This window comes from Nocardioides sediminis (assembly GCF_003047295.1).
Taxonomy (GTDB): Bacteria; Actinomycetota; Actinomycetes; order Propionibacteriales; family Nocardioidaceae; genus Nocardioides; species Nocardioides sediminis.
The window spans coordinates 1-18,055 of sequence record NZ_PZYZ01000001.1 but is presented as its reverse complement, the minus strand read 5'-3'; the positions used below and the strand labels follow the sequence as shown (position 1 = coordinate 18,055).

The window sequence follows — 18,055 nt, the reverse complement described above, 5'->3', positions numbered from 1 at the left end:
GGGCCTCCTGGCGGAGTCGGGCGGGCACGTCTCGCAGCTGGGAGAGGAAGGTCACGACCCCATACTGCCTCGCGGGCGGACACGTCGACACGCCCCCAGGGGTCCCACGACGTGAGCAAGGTCGCTCCCGGGAATGGCCGACCCGGGGTCACCCGTTGGGCCGGGCGTGACCGACCTCTTCAGCACTGACCTCTTCCGGCCCCTGGACCTCGGCGCCGTCACGGCCCGCAACCGCGTCTTCATGGCGCCGCTCACCCGGCAGCGCGCCGAGCAGCCCGGCGACCTGCCCTCGCGGCACGCGGTGGACTACTACCGCCAGCGCGCCGGCGCCGGCCTGGTCATCAGCGAGGGCGTCCAGGTCAGCCCCGAGGGCAAGGGGTACGCCGACACCCCCGGCATCCACAGCGCCGAGCAGGTGGCCGCATGGCGCGAGGTCACCGACGCCGTGCACGCCGAGGGCGGCCTCATCGCCGCGCAGCTGTGGCACACCGGTCGCGTCGACCACGAGTCGCTGCACGACGGCGCGCTGCCGGTCTCCGCGACCGACAAGCCGTTCCGGTCCCGCACCAGCCTGGTCGACGCCGACGGGGCGATCTTCCGCGCCGACTGCCCCACCCCGCGGGCCCTGGCCACCGACGAGCTGCCGCGCCTGGTCGAGGACTACGCCGCCGCGACGCGCAACGCCCGCGACGCCGGCTTCGACCTGGTCGAGGTCCACGCGGCCCACGGCTACCTGCTCCACCAGTTCCTCTCCTCGACCGTCAACGACCGCAGCGACGGGTTCGGCGGCGACCTCGCCGGCCGGCTCCGGCTCCCGCTCGCCGTGGTGGACGCGGTCACCGCCGCCTGGTCGCCCGACCGCGTGGCCGTGCGCTTCTCCCCGATGGGCGCCTTCAACGGCCTCGAGGACCCGGACGGCGACGTGACCGGGCTGGCGTTCGCCCGGGAGCTCTCCACCCGCGGGCTGTCCTTCCTGCACCTCTCCGAGCCCGACTGGGCCGGCAGCGCCCCGCTCGCCGACGAGTTCCGCGACCGGCTCCGGGCGGCGTACGACGGGGTCCTCGTGGGTGCCGGCGGCTACGACCGCGACAAGGCCGAGCGGATGCTGAGGCAGGGCTGGATCGACGCCGCGGCCTTCGGCCGGACGTTCATCGCCAACCCCGACCTGCCGCACCGGCTCGAGCACTCGCTGCCGCTCAACGAGCAGGACCGCTCGACCTTCTACGGCGGCGGTGCCGCCGGGTACGTCGACTACCCGGCGTACGCCTGAGCCCCGGTCGCTTATTGCTTCGCGCGACGTCGGTGCGGACGCCTAGTCTGGCCCTCCCATGCAGGACTTCCCACCTCGGATCGCGACGTTCTTCACCGGCACCGGCGACGCACCCACTCCGGACCCCGACACCCGGTCGCCTGCGGCGTTCCTGAGGTGGATGCTGCGGCAGCAGTGGCAGGTCATCGCCCTCTCGTCGCTGGCCTGCCTGCTGTGGCTCATGCCGCTGACCTTCGGCCCCTACATCTTCGGCCGGGCGGTCGACGAGGGCATCCTCGGCGGCTCGACGCCCCACCTGCTCACCTGGTCGGCGGTGATGCTCGGGGTGGTCGTGGTCGGCGGCGTCTTCGGCGTCGTCTTCCACACGCTGGTCGTGCGCACCTGGCTGATCAGCCTCTACGGCACCACCCAGATGGTCACCCGCAAGATCGCGCAGATGGGCCACGTGCTGCCGCGTCGCTCGCCCACCGGTGAGGTGCTCAGCGTCGCGTCGAGCGACTCCGACGAGTTCGGCGCGCTGACCGAGGTCCTGGCGCGGTCGGCCGCCCAGCTGGTGTCCTACCTGACCGTCGCGGCGATCGTGCTGTCGATGTCGTGGGAGCTGGGCGTGCTCGTGCTGGTCGCGGCGCCGGTCCTGCTGGGCGCCGCGCTGCCGCTGCTCCGGCCGTTGCACCGGCGCCAGCAGACCGAGCGCAGCCGCAACTCCGAGCTGACCTCGATGGCCACCGACATCGTGGCCGGGCTGCGCATCCTGCGCGGCATCGGCGGCGAGGAGACCTTCGGGCGCAACTACGCCGCCCAGTCCCAGGCCGCCCGCAGGGCCGGCGTCTCGTCCGGCATCTGGCAGGCGGTCGTCGAGGCCGTCGGCGTGCTCCTCTCCGGTGTCTTCCTGGTCAGCCTCGTCTGGCTCGGGACCCGCCAGGTCGTCGCGGGCGAGCTCACCGTCGGCCAGCTGATCAGCTTCCTGGGCTACGGCCTGTTCATGGTCGGCCCGATCCGCACCTTCTTCGAGCTCGCGCAGAAGTCCACCCGCGCGCTGGTCAGCGCCCGTCGGGCGATCGCCATCTTCGAGCAGCGCCCGCCCTGGCGGGAGCCCGACCGGCCGGTGCCGCTGGACGGCACCGCCGAGATCGTCGACGACCTCAGCGGCTTCACCGCCCGCCCCGGCCTGCTGACCGTCGTCGTGAGCGCGGTCCCCGAGCAGAGCGCCGCGCTGGCCGACCGCCTCGGCCGCTACCTGCCGCCCGACACCGACCCCGTCGGCGAGGACGAGGCCGAGGGCCTCAAGGGCCGTGCCGCGCGCCGGGCCCGCGCCGACCGCGAGCGGCGCCGGGCGCGGATCGCCGCCCGCGACGAGGAGGCCGCGACCCGCGAGTGGGGGGTGCGGCTCGGCGGCGTCGACCTGTCCGCGGCGCGCCTCGACGACGTACGCCGCACGGTCCTGGTCAGCGACACCGGCAGCGGCCTGTTCGCCGGCACTCTCCAGGACGCCGTCGACCCCCACGGCCGGCTGACCCGCGAGCAGGCCGAGCAGGCGCTGCGCGTGGCCAACGCCGAGGACGTCTACGACGCGCTGCCCCAGGGCTGGCAGGGCCAGCTCGACGAGCGGGGCCGCGGGCTCTCCGGCGGCCAGCGGCAGCGCGTGGTGCTGGCCCGCGCCCTGGCCGTCGACGCGCCGGTCCTGGTGCTGGTCGAGCCCACCTCCGCGGTGGACGCCCACACCGAGGCCCGCATCGCGGCGCGGGTGGCCGACCTGCGCCGCGGCCGCACCACCGTCGTGTGCACGGTCTCGCCGCTGTGGCTCCACCACGCCGACCGGGTGGCCCTCCTCCGCGACGGGGTCGTCGTCGCGGAGGGCGAGCACGCCGACCTGCTCGAGCGCGACGCGGCCTACCGCGAGGTCGTGGTCCGCGCGCTCGAGGACGAGGGGGTGCCGCAGTGACCGACCTGCTCGCGACCTCCCCCGACACCTGGCGCGACCGCGCCCTCGACCCGCCGGCCGTCCCGCCGGAGCTGCTGCCGCCGGCCGACGCCACGCCCTGGGAGCGCAACCGCGCCCTGTGGGAGCGGCACGACCTGCGGCGGCAGCGGGCCGAGGCCGTCTACGAGGCCTCGCGCAACCCCGAGCGCGGGTGGCCGGTGTCCGGCAACCGGGCCGTCCTGACGTTCTTCCGCGACCTGCTGTCGACCAGGAAGGGGATGTTCACCGCGCTGGTGGTCGTCAACGCCCTGGCCGCGGCCACCGGCCTGGTCGTGCCGCGACTCCTGGGCGAGCTGGTCAACACCACCGTCGACGGCGGCGGGCTCCCGCTCGACACCCTCGCCCTGGCGATCATCGGCGTCGTGGTGCTGCAGGCGGCGTTCACGTTCGTCGCCCAGCGCACCTCGACGGTGTTCGGCCAGGACCTGCTGTCCACGGCGCGTGAGTACATCGTGCGCACCATCCTGCGGCTGCCCCTGGGCGCGGTCGAGAGCGCCAGCACCGGCGACCTCGTCACCCGGGTCACCCGCGACGTCGGGACCATGAGCCGCTCGGTCCAGTACGGCCTGCCGATGGCCATCATCTCGCTGCTGACCGTCGTCCTCTCGATCGGCGCGATGCTGCTCAACTCGGTGGTCCTGGCCGTGCCGGCGCTGCTGACGTTCGCCACCTCGGCCCCGGCGGTGCGCCGCTACCTGCGGCGCGCACCCAAGGGCTACATCACCGAGGGCGCGACCTACTCCCGCATCAACACCACGCTCACCGAGACCGTCGAGGGAGCCCGCACCCTCGAGGCGCTGGGCCTGCCCGGGGAGCGGGTCCGCGCCGGCGACGACGACATCGAGGTGTCGGCGCAGGCCGAGCGCTACGGCATGACGCTGCGCAACGTTCTCTTCGCGGCCCTCAACTTCGCCTTCCAGACCCCGCGCGTCGTGACCCTGCTGGTCGGCGCCTACGCCTACTCCCGCGGCTGGGTCGACCTCGGGCAGATCACCGCCGCCGTCCTCTACGTCGAGGCGCTGGGCGATCCGCTCGACCGGCTGATCGGCGAGGTCGACCGGCTCCAGGTCGGCGCCGCCTCGACGAGCCGGCTGCTCGGCATCGCGGAGGTCAGGCCGGACCGCGAGGCCGGCGACCGGCTGCCCGACGGCGTCGACCTGGTCGGCACCGACCTGCGCTTCGCCTACCGCGAGGGCCACGACGTCCTCCACGGCGTCGACCTGCGCCTCGGCGTCGGCGAGCGCCTCGCCATCGTCGGCCCCAGCGGCTCGGGCAAGTCGACGCTGGGCCGCCTGCTCTCGGGCATCAACCGCCCCCGCACCGGCTCGGCCAGCGTCGGCGGCGTCGAGCTCGTCGACCTCCCCCTCGAGGTGCTGCGCACCGAGGTCGCGCTGGTCACCCAGGAGCACCACGTCTTCATCGGCTCGGTGCGCGACAACATCGTGCTGGCCCGTGAGGACTCCGACGACGACGCCGTCCGCGAGGCGCTGCGGGCGGTCGGGTCGCTGCTGTGGGTCGAGCGCCTGCCCCAGGGCCTCGACACGGTGATCGGCTCGGGCCGCTACGCCCTCACCCCGGCGCAGGCCCAGCAGGTCGCGCTGGCCCGGCTGATCATCGCCGACCCGCACACGCTGGTGCTCGACGAGGCCACCTCGCTCATCGACCCGCGCACCGCGCGCACGCTCGAGGGCTCGATGAACAACCTGCTCGAGGGCCGCACCGTGGTCGCGATCGCCCACCGGCTGCACACCGCCCACGACGCCGACCGCATCGCGGTGGTCATCGACGGGCGCATCGTCGAGCTCGGCAGCCACCACGAGCTCGTCGAGCTCGACGGGGAGTACGCCGCGCTGTGGCGGGCCTGGACGTCCTGACCCGCGCCGGCCACGCGGCGTACGCCGGTCAGCTGTTGCTGTAGACGGCCGGGCCGCCGTCCGGTCCGTCCGCGTCGGGGCCCCGCCCCGCCCACGTCCAGGCGTACGCCGGGTCCTCCACCGCGAGGCCGCCCTCGCCGAGGTCGAGGGGCGCGAACGTGTCGACCATGACAGCCGACTCCTCGAAGAACTCCGCGCCCAGGGATGCCTCGATCGCCGAGGGCTGCGGCCCGTGGGCGTAGCCGCCCGGGTGCAGCGAGACCGAGCCGAGGCCGATGCCCGAGCCCTTGCGCGCCTCGTAGTCGCCGCCGACGTAGAACATGACCTCGTCGCTGTCGACGTTGGAGTGGTAGTAGGGCACCGGGATCGCCAGCTCGTGGTAGTCGACCTTGCGGGGCAGGAAGTTGCAGATCACGAAGTTCCAGCCCTCGAAGACCTGGTGGACCGGCGGCGGCTGGTGCACCTTGCCGGTGATCGGCATGTAGTCGTCGATGTTGAAGGTGTAGGGGTAGAGGCAGCCGTCCCAGCCCACGACGTCGAACGGGTGGGTGGCGTAGGTCATGCGGGTGCCCACGACCCCGGCGCTGGTGCGGTGCTTGACCAGCACGTCGACGTCGGTGAGGTCGCGGTTCCGCTCGACGAGCGCGTCGAGGTCGGTGGGGCCGTGCAGGTCGCGCTCGCAGTAGGGCGCGTGCTCCAGGAGCTGGCCGAAGCGCGAGAGGTAGCGCTTGGGCGGGTGGATGTGGCTGTTGGCCTCGATCGCGTAGAGCCGGCTGGGCTCGGCCGGCACCCAGCGGTGGGTCGTGGCCCGCGGGACGACCACGTAGTCGCCGGCGCGGTAGGCCACGACCCCGAAGACGGTCTCCACGGTGCCGCTGCCCTGCTCGACGAAGACGCACTCGTCGCCGATGGCGTTGCGGTAGAGCGGCGAGGGCTCGGTGCCGGTCACGACGTAGTTGATGCGCACGTCGTTGTTGCCGAGGACCAGCCGACGCCCCTCGACGGCGCAGGCCCCGGTCTCGAGGTCGTGCAGCTTGAGGTGCCGGGCCTTGAGCGGGTGGTTGGGCGTGCGGGACTGGTCGGAGAGCTCCCAGGTCGTGCTGTCCACCAGTGCCGACGGCACTCCGAGGTGGTAGAGCAGCGAGGAGTCGGAGGAGAAGCCCTCCTCCCCCATCAGCTCCTCGTAGTAGAGGCGTCCCGCGGCGTCGCGGTGCTGGGTGTGCCGCTGGGGGGGAATGGTCCCCAGGCTCCGGTAGTGGGCCATGGCCGTCCTCCGCAGGAGTTCGTTTATCGGACGCGTGCGTCCGTTATGTGGGTCAGGGCTAGGGTAGCCCCGTGCCCGACTCCCTGCCAGCCCCACTCCCCGCTGCGTGGTCCGGACTGCTCGACGACGCCGCCATCTTCCCGCCCGGCAACGCGCCCCTCCACGAGGCGACCGCGGCCCACGCCGAGCACCGCCGTGCCTGGTACGGCGACCTGCTGGGTTCGTTCGTCCTCAAGGACACCGACCTCCCGCTGGTCCGCGGCGTGGCCCACCCGCTGTCCGTCGTCGTCACCGGCGGCGCCGGCCAGGTCGCCGGCCCGCTCGGCGCCGCCGCCCGGCTCGGGCTGCGGGTCGCCGGCCTCGAGATCGCCCTGCGCGACCTCGACGACCTGCCGGGCAACGCCCGCCGGGTCGTCGCCGCGGTCGACCACGCACGCGCCGACGGGGTGCTGGACGAGGACGTGCCGGTCTTCGTCGAGCTCCCCCAGGACGACCCGTCGTACGGCTGGGAGGCGGCGGCCGACGAGGTGGCCGCGGCCGAGCTGCGGCTCAAGCTGCGCACCGGCGGGGTCGAGGCCCACCTGTTCCCCGCCGCCGCCCGGCTCGCCGCCTGGATCGATGCCGCGCTGGACCGCGAGCTGCCCTTCAAGTGCACGGCGGGCCTGCACCACGCGGTGCGGCACACCTCGGCCGAGGGCTTCGAGCAGCACGGCTTCCTCAACGTCCTGGTCGGCACCCTCACCGCGTTCGACGGCGGCTCCCGCGACGAGGTGGTGGCGGTCCTCGAGGAGCGCGACGCCGCACGGCTCGAGGTGACCGAGGACGTCGTCGCCCGCGCCCGCCGCTGGTTCACCTCCTTCGGCACCTGCTCGATCGACGAGCCCCTCGCCGACCTCCTCGCCCTCGACCTCCTCTCACCCGACCCCTCGCACGACGACACGGAGCAGCCCCGATGACCCACTCCCCCTCCGACGCGCCGACCACCTGGGTGGAGGGCGCCGCGGGCTCCCTGTTCGACCTAGACAACCTGCCGTACGGCGTCTTCTCCACGGCCGGCACGGAGCCGCGCGTGGGCGTCCGGATCGGTGACCACGTCCTCGACCTGGCCCCGGTGGCCGAGATCGGCGACCCGGCCTCGGCACTGGCCGCCGCGTGGCGCACGCCGAGCCTCAACGCCTTCATGGCGATGGGCCGCGAGCAGTGGGACGTCGCGCGCGGGTGGATCACCGAGGTGCTGCGTGACGACGTCCACCGGGCCCGCACGGCGCCGCACCTGCACGCGCTGGCCGACGTGGAGCTGCACCTGCCGATCGAGGTGGGCGACTACGTCGACTTCTACGCCTCCGAGCACCACGCGTCCAACGTCGGCCGGATCTTCCGTCCCGACCAGGAGCCGCTGCTCCCCAACTGGAAGCACCTGCCCGTCGGCTACCACGGCCGCTCCGGCACGGTCGTGGCGTCGGGCACCGAGATCGTCCGGCCGTGCGGGCAGCGCAAGGCGCCCGACGAGGACGCCCCGACGTACGGTCCCAGCCGCCGCCTCGACATCGAGGCCGAGCTCGGCTTCGTCGTCGGCACGCCGTCCCGGCTCGGCGAGCGCGTGGCGACCACCGACCTCGCCGCGCACACCTTCGGCGTCGTCGGCCTCAACGACTGGTCGGCCCGCGACCTGCAGGCCTGGGAGTACGTGCCCCTCGGCCCGTTCCTCGGCAAGTCCTTCGCCACCTCGATCAGCCACTGGGTCACCCCGCTGGCCGCCCTCGACGCCGCCTGGACCGACCTGCCCGGGCAGGACCCCGAACCGCTGGACTACCTCCGCGTCCGGGAGCCGGCCGGGCTCGACATCGCGGTCGAGGTGGTGCTCGACGGCGAGGTCGTCGCGCGCCCGCCGTACGCCCAGATGTACTGGTCGCCCGCCCAGATGCTCGCGCACATGACCGTCAACGGCGCCACCGTGCGCACGGGTGACCTGTGGGCCTCGGGGACCATCTCGGGCCCCGCGGCCGACGAGCGGGGCTCGTTCCTCGAGCTGAGCTGGGGCGGCCGCGAGCCGTTCACGGCCGGCGGCCGCGAGCGCACCTTCCTCGAGGACGGCGACGAGGTCGTGCTGCGCTACACCGCGCCCGGAACCTCGGGCGGCCGCATCGCGCTCGGAGAGGTCGCCGGCCGGGTCGTGCCCGCGCGCTGACTGGGAGCCGGCGCTAGCCTGCGGGCGTGAAGCAGCTCGGCCAGTACCCGCCGCCCCGGCACGCCATCGCCCACCTGTCCGACCCCCACCTGCTGGCCGGGGGGCGCCTCCAGTACGGCGCGGTGGACACCGAGGCCGGGCTGGCCCGCTCCTTGGCCCGGCTCGCCGCCGTCGACCCGCCCCCGCAGGCCCTCGTCCTCACCGGCGACCTCACCGACACGGGCGAGCCGGCGGCGTACGAGCGGCTGCGCGCCATGGTCGAGCCGGCCGCGGAGGCGATGGGCGCGGTCGTCGTGTGGGTGATGGGCAACCACGACGAGCGGGCGCCGTACGCCCGGGCACTCTTCGACTCCGACGACGACGGCCCCCAGGACCGGGTCTACGAGGTGGACGGCCTGCGCATCGTCGCGCTGGACACCAGCGTGCCCGGCTACCACCACGGCGACCTCACGGACGGCCAGCTCGCGTGGCTCGCCGACGTGCTGGCGACGCCCGCCCCGCACGGCACGCTGCTCGCGATGCACCACCCGCCGCTCCCGCTGCCCATGCTGCGCGGGGCCGAGCTCATCGAGCTGCACGAGCAGCACCGGCTGGCCGCCGTGGTGGAGGGCAGCGACGTGCGCGGGATCCTGTCCGGGCACCTGCACTTCACGACGTGGTCGACCTTCGCCGGCGTGCCGGTCTCGGTCGCGTCGGCTTCCTGCTACACCTCCGACCCCGCGCCGGTGGACCGCTTCATCTCCGGGGTCGACGGCTCCCAGGCGTTCACGATGGTCCACGCGTACGACGACCGGCTGGTGCACACCGTCGTCCCGCTGGTCCCCGGCCCGGAGGTCAACGGGCTGGGGCTCGACATCCGCGACGCGCTGGAGACGCTCAGCGTCGAGGAGGCCGTCGAGCTCGCCTCGAGCAAGACCTCGCCGTTCAACACGGGCGGCGGGGCGTAGACCCCACATCGTTGACCCCGCCGCCCGCGAGTCTCAGGAGCGGTCGCTGGAGTCCCCGGTGACCACGACGTAGAAGCGCTTGCGGTTGTCGGCGGTCGTCACGCTGCCGTCACTCAGCCGCGGGCTCACGACCAGGTGGTTGCTGTTGCTGGTGCCGGGAGGCGCACAGTTGACGACGCCGGGCTGGCACACGGCGGCCGAGATCTCGCCGGAGAACTCCGGGTTGGCGTCGGCCCCGGACGCGCGGCCGTTGGTGACGGCGTCTCCGTTCTGGTCCACGGTGTTCTGGAGGGCCACGACGGCCAGCACCCCGTTGTCGCCCAGGTCCTCGCCGGCGTTGATGTAGACGTTGCCGTTGGCGCGCAGGCCGGCAGTGTCGGCGCCCATCGGGGCGAGCGTCGGGTAGGCGGCGGTCACGCTGAACCCCCCGGACTGCGCGACGATCGCCCCCGCGGCGTCGACGAGCGCCCAGCGGCCGACCCCGGCAGGACCCTGCGCCCCGGCGGGGAACTGGCCGGGCGCGAAGTCGCGGGCCTTGAGCGACTCGTCGCGGATGTCCATCGAGCCGATCGAGCCGTTCTTGACGTCGCGACCCTTGAGGTTGTTGTCCTTGACGTCCACCGACTTGATCGAGTTGTTGCGGACGTCGTCGGAGCCGATCAGCCCTGCGGCGTACGACGTGCCGGTCGAGGCGACCACGAGGGCCATCACGGACACGGCCATGGACGGCGAGGGACGACGTACGGAGGGGAGGCGCATGGTGGGACCCTTCTTCGACGGACGCGTCCCGGGCGGACGCACGATCCCCGTTCGGAGTGACCCGCGTCACCGGATTGCCCGAGGATCCGGTCGCTCAGACGCCCTCGGTGCCGATGCCGGGGTGCACGAAGGGCCGGCCGGCCCGCATCTGCTCGGTGGCGCCCGGGTGCACGCGGGCGAGGTGGTCCAGGGCCCGCCGCCGGTAGCGCAGGATCTGCACGACCCCGAAGCCCCAGAAGAGGAACTGCACCGCGAGGGCCAGCCGGTAGTCGTCGAGGGAGTAGGCATCCATCCCGCCGGGCTCGACGAGGTCGAGGACGACACCGATGAGGGCCATGGTGAGCAGCGAGGCGGTGAAGCCACCGACGTTGACCAGCCCGTTGGCCCGGCCGATGGCGTGGGCCGGCGTGAACGTCCGGGCCAGGTCGAAGCCGACCATCGAGGCCGGTCCCCCGGTCGCTGTCGTGAACGCCATCACGACCACGAGCCAGTCCGGTGCCACCCCGGGCCACAGGAGCACCGCGGCCCAGGGCACGACCATCGCCACGACGATGCCGATCACGATCCAGGACCGCCAGTAAGGCAGGCGGCCGACCAGGCGGGCGAGCACCAGCCCGCTGACGACGGCCCAGCCGGTCATGGCCATCAGCAGGGTGCTGGCGGCCGCCTCGGACCAGCCGAGCCCCTGCACGAGGAACGGGAAGCCCCACAGCAGGGTGAAGACGGTCGCGGCGAACTGCGAGGTGAAGTGCGACCACATCCCCAGCCGGGTGCCCGGGTTGCCCCACAGGATGCGGACCGACTGCGCCAACGCACGCAGCTTGACCTGGACCACGTCGCCCCGCCGGTACGGCGAGTCCTTGACGACCACCGCAACGGCGACCAGGAGGACGATGCCCAGGCTCGAGACGAGGGCGAAGGCCCGGGTCCAGCCGAGGCGGTCGAGCAGGAATGCCAGCGGTGCGGCGGCGACGATCGCCCCCATCTGGCCGGTCAAGCCGGTGAGCTGGGTGACCATCGGCGCCTGGCGGACCAGGAACCAGACCGTCACCAGCCGGATCACGCTGACGAAGATCATCGCGTCGCCCGCGCCGAGCACCGCCCGCGCCAGGACGGCGCCGCCGAAGGACGTCGTGAAGGCGAAGACCAGCTGGCCGACCGTCATCATCGCGAGCCCGGACAGCAGCATCGCGCGGGACCCGAAGCGGTCCAGCAGCACGCCCACCGGCACCTGCATCGCGGCGTACACGACGAGCTGGAGGACGGTGAACGTCGCCAGGCTGGTGGCATTGATGTCGAAGCGCTCCGAGGCGAGCAGGCCGGCGACGCCGAGCGAGCTGCGGTGGAAGACGGCGAGCACGTAGACCGCCAGCGCCACGACCCAGATCGCCCACGCCCGGCGCCGACCGATGTCGTGGACCTGGGTGCCGCTCACGGGGGGACAGTCTGCCCTCAGTGCCGGGACCACGACCGAGGCGGTCCGGCCGGCGGGGTAACGCAGAACGGCCGGACCCTCAGGGTCCGGCCGAACGCGTGTGGCAGATGAAGGATTCGAACCTTCGAAGGCAAAAGCCGACGGATTTACAGTCCGCTCCCATTGGCCGCTCGGGCAATCTGCCAGTGCGTCACCCCAGTGGGGATCGACAGCAAGAGAGGATAGCGTCTGTCCGACGCACAGGAGAAACCGGAGGGACCCATGGCCGACTCGAGCTTCGACATCGTGAGCAAGCTGGACCGTCAGGAGGTCGACAACGCGCTCGGCCAGGCGGCGCGGGAGATCGCGACCCGCTTCGACTTCAAGGGCACGGGCGCCACCATCGAGTGGCAGGGCGAGCAGGCCATCGAGATCACGGCCTCGGCCGACGACCGCGCCACCGCGGTGCTCGACGTCTTCAAGGACAAGCTGATCAAGCGCAACCAGAGCCTGAAGATCCTCGACGCCTCCGAGCCCCGCCAGTCCGGGCAGCAGTCCAAGATCTCCATTGCGCTCAAGGAGGGCATCACCTCCGAGGACGCCAAGAAGATCAGCAAGCTGATCCGCGACGAGGGCCCCAAGGGCGTCAAGGCGCAGATCCAGGGCGACGAGCTGCGGGTGTCGTCGAAGAAGCGCGACGACCTCCAGACCGTGCAGCGCCTGGTCAAGGAGCAGGACTACGACTTCGCGGTGCAGTTCACCAACTACCGCTGACCTCCCCCCTTCCTGACCGCTGGAACGTGCCGAGCGGGCACCTCCCGACCGCTGGATCGTGCCGACCCCCCCTTCCTGACCGCTGGCCGTACGGCGAGCGCGCGCTCCGCTCAGCGGCAGGGGAAGAAGGCGGCCTGCGTGGTCCACCCGGCGGACCTGCTGGGCCGTCTCTCGCTCATCGTCGGCAAGGAGGTGTGGCTTTGGTGTCAGCAGCTGACACCAGAACCACACTCAACGCCGGGTCCTCGGCTGCGCGGCACGGGAACGGGCAGAGCAGTGCCTCCCAGCGCGACGAAAGTGCCCGGTCGCTAGGGCTGGGGGTCCGGCCGCGGCCCGAGGTGCGCGAGCGCCTCGACCAGGTCGGTCGGCAGCAGCCGGGCACCGATCACCTTCGCGACCTCGGCGTCGGCACCCCGGCCGGCGACGTAGACCGGGTGGTCCTCGGCGAGCCGGGCGATCGAGGTGCTGTGCGCGGTCAGCGCCGTCGACCGCGTTGCGGACAGCACGACGACGTCGGCGTCGGCCGTCCGCGCGGCGCTCACCAGCGCCGTGACCGGGGTGTCCGCCCCCAGGAAGAGGGTGCGCCACCCCCGCTCACCGAGCAGCAGGGAGAAGCAGAGAAGCACCAGGTCGTGGCGCTCCCCCGGCGGGCAGGCCAGCAGGGCGCGAGGGCGACGGCCCTCGACCGGCATCACCTCGCGCTGGTGCGCCAGCGCGGAGAGCCGCCGGCGCAGCAGGTTGCTGGCGAAGTGCTCGTGGGCCACCGAGAGGGAGCCGTCCTCCCAGCGGTCGCCCAGCTGGACGAGGAACGGGATCACGACCGCCGTCAGCGCCTCGTCGAGCGGGACGTCCCAGAGGAGGCCGACCAGGGCCCGGTCGGCGGCATCCTCGTCGAAGTCCTCGATGCCCAGCCACAGCTGGTCGAGCGGATCCATGACCTTCACGAGCGCACGATAGCCGCCCGACCGCCAGGACGGACCGGTTGCCGCAGACAACCGACCGGCACCACCCGTCGGGGTGGCGCCGATCCGGCCCGGGTCAACCGGCCAGTGACGGCCGCATGGCGGGTACGACGGTCGCGCCCGCCGTGACGGTCAGCCACACGGTGGCACCCACCTCGAGGCCCAGCGACCGCGCGTGCGTGCGGGTCAGCACGACCGATACCTCCTCGCCGCCCACGGTCAGCACGGTCAGCCGCACCTCGAAGCCGACCCGCAGCATCCGCGACACGGTGCCCTCGACGGCGCCGGCGAGCAGGGGCGCGGTGGCCACGTCGATGTCGTGCGGCCGCACAGCGGTCCCGGCCAGGTGCGTCACCTCACCGAGGAACGACATGACGAAGTCGTTGGCCGGCTCGTCGTAGAGCTGGTCGGGAGTGCCGACCTGCTCGACGCGGCCCTCGTTGATCACCACGATCTCGTCGGCGACCTCGAGGGCCTCCTCCTGGTCGTGGGTCACGAAGACGGTCGTGACGTGCACGTCGTCGTGCAGCCGGCGCAGCCAGTCGCGCAGCTCCTTGCGGACCTTGGCATCGAGCGCGCCGAACGGCTCGTCCAGCAGCAGGACGCTGGGCTCGACCGCCAGCGCGCGGGCGAGTGCCATCCGCTGCCGCTGCCCGCCGGAGAGCTGCGAGGGCAGCCGGTGGGCGAACTGCGAGAGGTGGACGAGCCGGAGCAGCTCGTCGACCCGCTCGGCGATCTCGGCCTTGGGACGCTTGCGGATCTCGAGGCCGAACGCGACGTTCTTGGCCACCGTCATGTGCTTGAAGACCGCGTAGTGCTGGAAGACGAACCCGACGTTGCGCTTCTGCGCCGGCAGGTGCGTCGCGTCGGTGCCCTCGATGGTGACCGAACCGGTGTCGGCCTTATCGAGGCCGGCGATGATGCGCAGCAGCGTGGACTTCCCCCCGCCGCTGGGCCCGAGGAGGGCCGTCAGCTGGCCGGTCGGGAGGGAGACGCTCACGTCCTGGAGGGCCACGAAGTCGCCGAACGACTTGTTCAGGCCAGAGACCTCGATGCTCATGGGAACGACCTTTCGGATGGTGCTGTCAGGGGAGGTCAGGCGTGGTTCTTGGGGCGGATGATCGCCACGACGACGATGCAGGCGACCGAGACCATCGCGAGCAGGAACGCCGTCGCGTAGGCGCCCTGCTGGTCGAAGTTGAGGTACTTCTCCTCGACCACGAGGGTGGCGGTGCGGGTCTGGCCGAGCACGTTGCCCGAGACGACCTTGACCGCGCCGAACTCGCCGAGCGACCGGGCCAGGGTGAGGACGACGCCGTAGACGATCCCCCACTTGATCGAGGGCAGGGTGATCCGCCAGAAGCGCTGGGCTGCACTGGCGCCGAGGCTCTCGGCCGCCTGCTCCTGCTCGATGCCGATCTCCTCGAGGACCGGCACCAGCTCCCGGATCATGAGGGGCAGGGCCACGAAGGTCGTCGCCATGATGATCCCCGGGGCGGAGAAGATGACGTCGAAGCCCCAGCTCGCGAAGGTCGGCCCGAGCCACCCCTCGCGTCCGCCGTACACCAGGACGAGCGAGAGCCCGACCACGATGGGCGACACCGAGAGCGGCAGGTCCAGGAGCGCGTTGAGCACCCTCTTGCCCGGGAACTCGTAGCGCACGAGCAGCAGGGACATGCCCACCCCGAACACGGTGTTGATGACGACCGAGAAGAACGCGACGTACGCGCTGAGCTGGAGCGCCACCACCACGTCGGGGTCCTCGAGCAGGGCCCGGATCGAGCCGAGCCCGTCGTCGAAGGTGTTCGTCGCGACCAGGGACACCGGCCAGGCGACCAGGAAGAAGAGGTACGCCGCTGCGACGAGGCGCAGGACGTAGGTCATGGGCGTACGACGCTCCCTCCGCACCAGCGCGGGAGCCGCCGGAGCGACCGGCTCGTCGATCTCACGGGTCAGCGTGTCAGCCACGTGCAGCCACCCGCCTCTGGATCACGTCGAGGAGCACGATCACGGTCAGCGAGATCACGAGGAGCACGGTGGCGACGGCCGCCGCCGCGGCGACGTTGTCGTTCTCGATGCTGCTCAGGATCCGCACGGAGGTGACCTCGGTCTTGAACGGGAGGTTGCCCGACAGCAGCACCAGGGAGCCGTACTCACTGACGCCGCGGGCGAACGACAGTGCTGCGCCTGCAGCGATGGCCGGAGCCAGGCTGGGCAGGATGATGCGTCGGAACGTCGTGAACCGGCTGGCCCCCAGGGATGCGGCCGCCTCCTCGACGTCGAGCTCCAGCTCCTCGAGCACCGGCTGGACCATGCGCACCACGAACGGCAACGTGACGAAGAGGAAGGCCAGGAAGACCGCGGGCCGCTGGTTGGCGATGTCGATGCCCAGCGGGCTGTCGGGGCCGTAGAGCGAGAGCAGCACCAGGCCGGCCACGATCGTCGGGAGCGCGAAGGGGATGTCGATCAGCACCTCGAGCGCCGACTTGCCCCAGAACCGGTCGCGCACCAGCACCCACGCGATGAGCGGGCCCATGACCACGTTGACCACGGTCACGCCGAGGGCGGTGAAGACCGTGAGCTTGATGGCGGCGGACGTCTGCCCGCTGGTGATCGTGGACCAGAACACGTCCCAGCCGCCGTCGATGGCAGTCACGACCACTGCCATCAGGGGGATCAGGACGAGTGCGCTGAACCAGATCATGGCGATGCCGAGGCCGAGGCCCGACGATCGCGTCAGCGTCGAACGCGGGGCCGACCGGCGAGGGGTCCTCGCCGGTCGGACGCGTGAGATCTCGGTGGAGGTCATGCGATCATTCGAGGGAGAGACCGGCGCCGAGGATCGCCTCGAAGACGATGCCGTTCTCCTCGTCGAAGAACTTCGCGGACGCCTCGTCCCAGCCGCCGAAGTCCTCGTCCACCGTCAGCAGGGTCGGGACCTCGGGGAACGGGTTCGACGGGTCCTCGGCACCCTCGACGGTGCCGCCGTAGTCGACGTCGTCGCGGATCGGTCGGAAGCCGGTGAGGGCGAACTGCTTCTGGCCCTCGTCGGAGAGCACGAAGTCGAGCCAGTCCTGCGACGGCGCGGAGGCGTCCTCGAGGATGGCGCCGGCGTTCTCGATGAGCAGCGTGGTGTCCGGGAGGATGTACTCGAAGGGCTCGTCGTTCTGCGCTGCCAGGATGGCCTCGTTCTCGTAGGCCATCAGCACGTCGCCGGTGCCGCCGAGGAACGCGGTGGTCGCGTCGCGACCGCTGCCCGGGAGCGAGACGACGTTCCCGAAGAACTTGTTGATGTAGTCGGTGGCCTCCTTCTCGGTGCCACCGTCGCTGATCACCTGGCCGTAGGCGGCCAGCGCGTTCCACCGCGCCGCCCCCGAGGACGCGGGGTTGGCCGTGACGATCTCGACGCCGGGCTTGATGAGGTCGTCCCACGTCTGGATGTTCTTGGGGTTGCCGTCACGGACGCCGAAGACGACCACGGAGTGCGAGACGATGCCCTTGTTCTCCCCGTCGTCCCAGCTCGCGTCGACCAGGCCCTCGTCCTCGAGACGCGTGACGTCCGGCGGCACCGAGAAGTGGACGTAGTCCGCCTCGAGGCCGGCCACGACGGCGCGGCTCTGGTCGCCCGAGGCGCCGTAGGACGTCTTGAACGCCACACCCTCGCCCTCGGGGGTCTTGTTGAACTCGGCAGCGAGGTTCTTGTTGGCCGCCTCGGGGACGGCGAAGCCGACGATGCTGATCGTCTCCTCTGCATCGGCGTCGCCGCTGGCACCGCCGCTCGGCGCGCACGCGGTGACGGCCAGGGCCAGCATCCCGGTGAGTGACGCGGCGACCAGCCGCCGGGAGGTGGTGCTGGGGATGGACATGTGAGCTCTCTTCCGGACGTCCCGAGATGGACAGTTACTGACTAATGTCGAGCAGACTACACAACTTAGAAGAGTTTCCAGCCGGCATCCACGACGTGTCGCGCATCACCCGCCCGCACCGGTCCACGCAGCGGCATCGGGGACGGCGTACAGGACCCCCCGACTAGAGTGAGTGGTCGGACATCCGGTAGTGGAGGCCGACACGACGGGGCCCATCGACGAGGCCCACTCCGAGACGTACAGAGGTGACAAGGCCGTGACCAAGCAGGTCAAGCAGCTCGATCGCGTGATCATCCGGTTCGCCGGCGACTCAGGCGACGGCATGCAGCTGACGGGGGACCGCTTCACCCAGGAGTCGGCCGTGTTCGGCAACGACCTGGTGACGTTGCCCAACTTCCCCGCCGAGATCCGCGCCCCCCAGGGCACCCTGCCCGGCGTGTCGTCGTTCCAGGTGCACTTCGCCGACCACGACATCCTCACCGCGGGCGACGCCCCCGACGTGCTGGTGGCGATGAACCCCGCCGCGCTGCGCGCCAACCTCGGTGACCTGCCGGTCGGCGCCACGATCATCGTCGACACTCACGACTTCACCGCCCGCAACCTCGCCAAGGCGGGGTACGACGCCAACCCGCTCGACGGCGACGACCTCGCCGAGTACGCGGTGCACCCCGTCGACCTGACCGGCATGACGGTCGCGGCGGTCAAGGAGTTCGGCCTGTCCCGCAAGGACGCCGCCCGCGCCAAGAACATGTTCGC

The 18,055-nt window shown here is 72.0% G+C and carries 16 protein-coding genes and 1 tRNA gene; 8 read left to right on the top strand and 9 right to left on the bottom strand.

Going from position 1 to position 18,055, the window contains the following annotated elements; all coding sequences use genetic code 11:
* The first annotated feature begins 166 nt into the window (after positions 1–166).
* From nemA to DAI17_RS00075, 3 genes are read left to right on the top strand one after another with little or no spacing between them, the layout of a single operon-like run.
* Entirely contained in the window at positions 167–1,270 is a 1,104-nt protein-coding gene (nemA, locus tag DAI17_RS00085; RefSeq protein WP_234412049.1) for an N-ethylmaleimide reductase, read from the top strand.
* A gap of 58 nt (positions 1,271–1,328) precedes the next feature.
* Entirely contained in the window at positions 1,329–3,212 is a 1,884-nt protein-coding gene (locus DAI17_RS00080) for an ABC transporter ATP-binding protein (RefSeq protein ID WP_107770886.1), read from the top strand.
* A complete protein-coding gene (locus tag DAI17_RS00075; protein WP_107770885.1) occupies positions 3,209–5,125 on the top strand; it encodes an ABC transporter ATP-binding protein in 1,917 nt (638 codons plus the stop codon). The genes DAI17_RS00080 and DAI17_RS00075 overlap by 4 nt, the downstream gene beginning before the upstream one ends.
* Before the next feature lie 28 nt (positions 5,126–5,153).
* Here the strand turns inward: DAI17_RS00075 and DAI17_RS00070 are convergent, their stop codons facing one another.
* Positions 5,154–6,389, bottom strand: coding sequence for a homogentisate 1,2-dioxygenase (locus DAI17_RS00070; protein ID WP_107770884.1), 1,236 nt, complete (start codon positions 6,387–6,389; stop codon positions 5,154–5,156).
* Positions 6,390–6,460: 71 nt separating this feature from the next.
* Between DAI17_RS00070 and DAI17_RS00065 the strand changes: the two genes are divergently transcribed.
* The 3 genes from DAI17_RS00065 to DAI17_RS00055 are packed head-to-tail and all read left to right on the top strand — an operon-like array spanning position 6,461 to position 9,524.
* Positions 6,461–7,345, top strand: a complete 885-nt coding sequence (locus tag DAI17_RS00065) for a hypothetical protein (protein ID WP_234412048.1) — start codon at positions 6,461–6,463, stop codon at positions 7,343–7,345.
* Positions 7,342–8,577 carry a fumarylacetoacetase gene (gene fahA, locus DAI17_RS00060; RefSeq protein WP_107770883.1) on the top strand — a complete coding sequence of 412 codons (1,236 nt, stop codon included), beginning with the start codon at positions 7,342–7,344 and terminating at the stop codon, positions 8,575–8,577. Before DAI17_RS00065 ends, fahA begins: the two co-directional genes overlap by 4 nt.
* 26 nt (positions 8,578–8,603) lie before the next feature.
* The gene (locus DAI17_RS00055) at positions 8,604–9,524 is read left to right on the top strand and encodes a phosphodiesterase (protein WP_107770882.1); all 921 of its coding nucleotides are present in this window, start codon (positions 8,604–8,606) and stop codon (positions 9,522–9,524) included.
* A gap of 33 nt (positions 9,525–9,557) precedes the next feature.
* Here the strand turns inward: DAI17_RS00055 and DAI17_RS00050 are convergent, their stop codons facing one another.
* The 3 genes from DAI17_RS00050 to DAI17_RS00040 form a co-directional block, all read right to left on the bottom strand.
* Positions 9,558–10,283, bottom strand: coding sequence for a hypothetical protein (locus DAI17_RS00050; RefSeq protein ID WP_159081255.1), 726 nt, complete (start codon positions 10,281–10,283; stop codon positions 9,558–9,560).
* Positions 10,284–10,377: 94 nt separating this feature from the next.
* A complete protein-coding gene (locus tag DAI17_RS00045) occupies positions 10,378–11,718 on the bottom strand; it encodes an MFS transporter (protein ID WP_107770880.1) in 1,341 nt (446 codons plus the stop codon).
* A 101-nt stretch (positions 11,719–11,819) separates the two neighbouring features.
* A tRNA-Tyr gene (locus DAI17_RS00040) sits at positions 11,820–11,902 on the bottom strand.
* 77 nt (positions 11,903–11,979) lie between these two features.
* On the opposite strand from DAI17_RS00040, the gene DAI17_RS00035 reads away from it, so the two are divergent.
* The gene (locus DAI17_RS00035; RefSeq protein ID WP_107770879.1) at positions 11,980–12,471 is read left to right on the top strand and encodes a YajQ family cyclic di-GMP-binding protein; all 492 of its coding nucleotides are present in this window, start codon (positions 11,980–11,982) and stop codon (positions 12,469–12,471) included.
* Between the two features lie 308 nt (positions 12,472–12,779).
* Here DAI17_RS00035 and DAI17_RS00030 read toward each other — a convergent pair whose 3' ends face one another.
* The 5 genes from DAI17_RS00030 to DAI17_RS00010 all read right to left on the bottom strand — a co-directional run bounded on the left by DAI17_RS00030 (position 12,780) and on the right by DAI17_RS00010 (position 17,299).
* Positions 12,780–13,406, bottom strand: a complete 627-nt coding sequence (locus tag DAI17_RS00030) for a cobalamin B12-binding domain-containing protein (RefSeq protein ID WP_234412198.1) — start codon at positions 13,404–13,406, stop codon at positions 12,780–12,782.
* A gap of 103 nt (positions 13,407–13,509) precedes the next feature.
* Entirely contained in the window at positions 13,510–14,493 is a 984-nt protein-coding gene (locus DAI17_RS00025) for a sulfate/molybdate ABC transporter ATP-binding protein (RefSeq protein WP_107770877.1), read from the bottom strand.
* Positions 14,494–14,528: 35 nt separating this feature from the next.
* Complete coding sequence (locus DAI17_RS00020; RefSeq protein ID WP_234412047.1) at positions 14,529–15,401, bottom strand: sulfate ABC transporter permease; 873 nt, start codon at positions 15,399–15,401, stop codon at positions 14,529–14,531.
* Positions 15,394–16,242 carry a sulfate ABC transporter permease subunit CysT gene (gene cysT / locus DAI17_RS00015; RefSeq protein ID WP_107770876.1) on the bottom strand — a complete coding sequence of 283 codons (849 nt, stop codon included), beginning with the start codon at positions 16,240–16,242 and terminating at the stop codon, positions 15,394–15,396. Before cysT ends, DAI17_RS00020 begins: the two co-directional genes overlap by 8 nt.
* A 4-nt stretch (positions 16,243–16,246) precedes the next feature.
* Positions 16,247–17,299 carry a sulfate ABC transporter substrate-binding protein gene (locus tag DAI17_RS00010; RefSeq protein ID WP_107770875.1) on the bottom strand — a complete coding sequence of 351 codons (1,053 nt, stop codon included), beginning with the start codon at positions 17,297–17,299 and terminating at the stop codon, positions 16,247–16,249.
* Between the two features lie 256 nt (positions 17,300–17,555).
* Here DAI17_RS00010 and DAI17_RS00005 point away from each other — a divergent pair.
* A partial coding sequence (locus DAI17_RS00005; protein ID WP_199904859.1) for a 2-oxoacid:acceptor oxidoreductase family protein occupies positions 17,556–18,055 on the top strand: 500 nt, incomplete at its 3' end.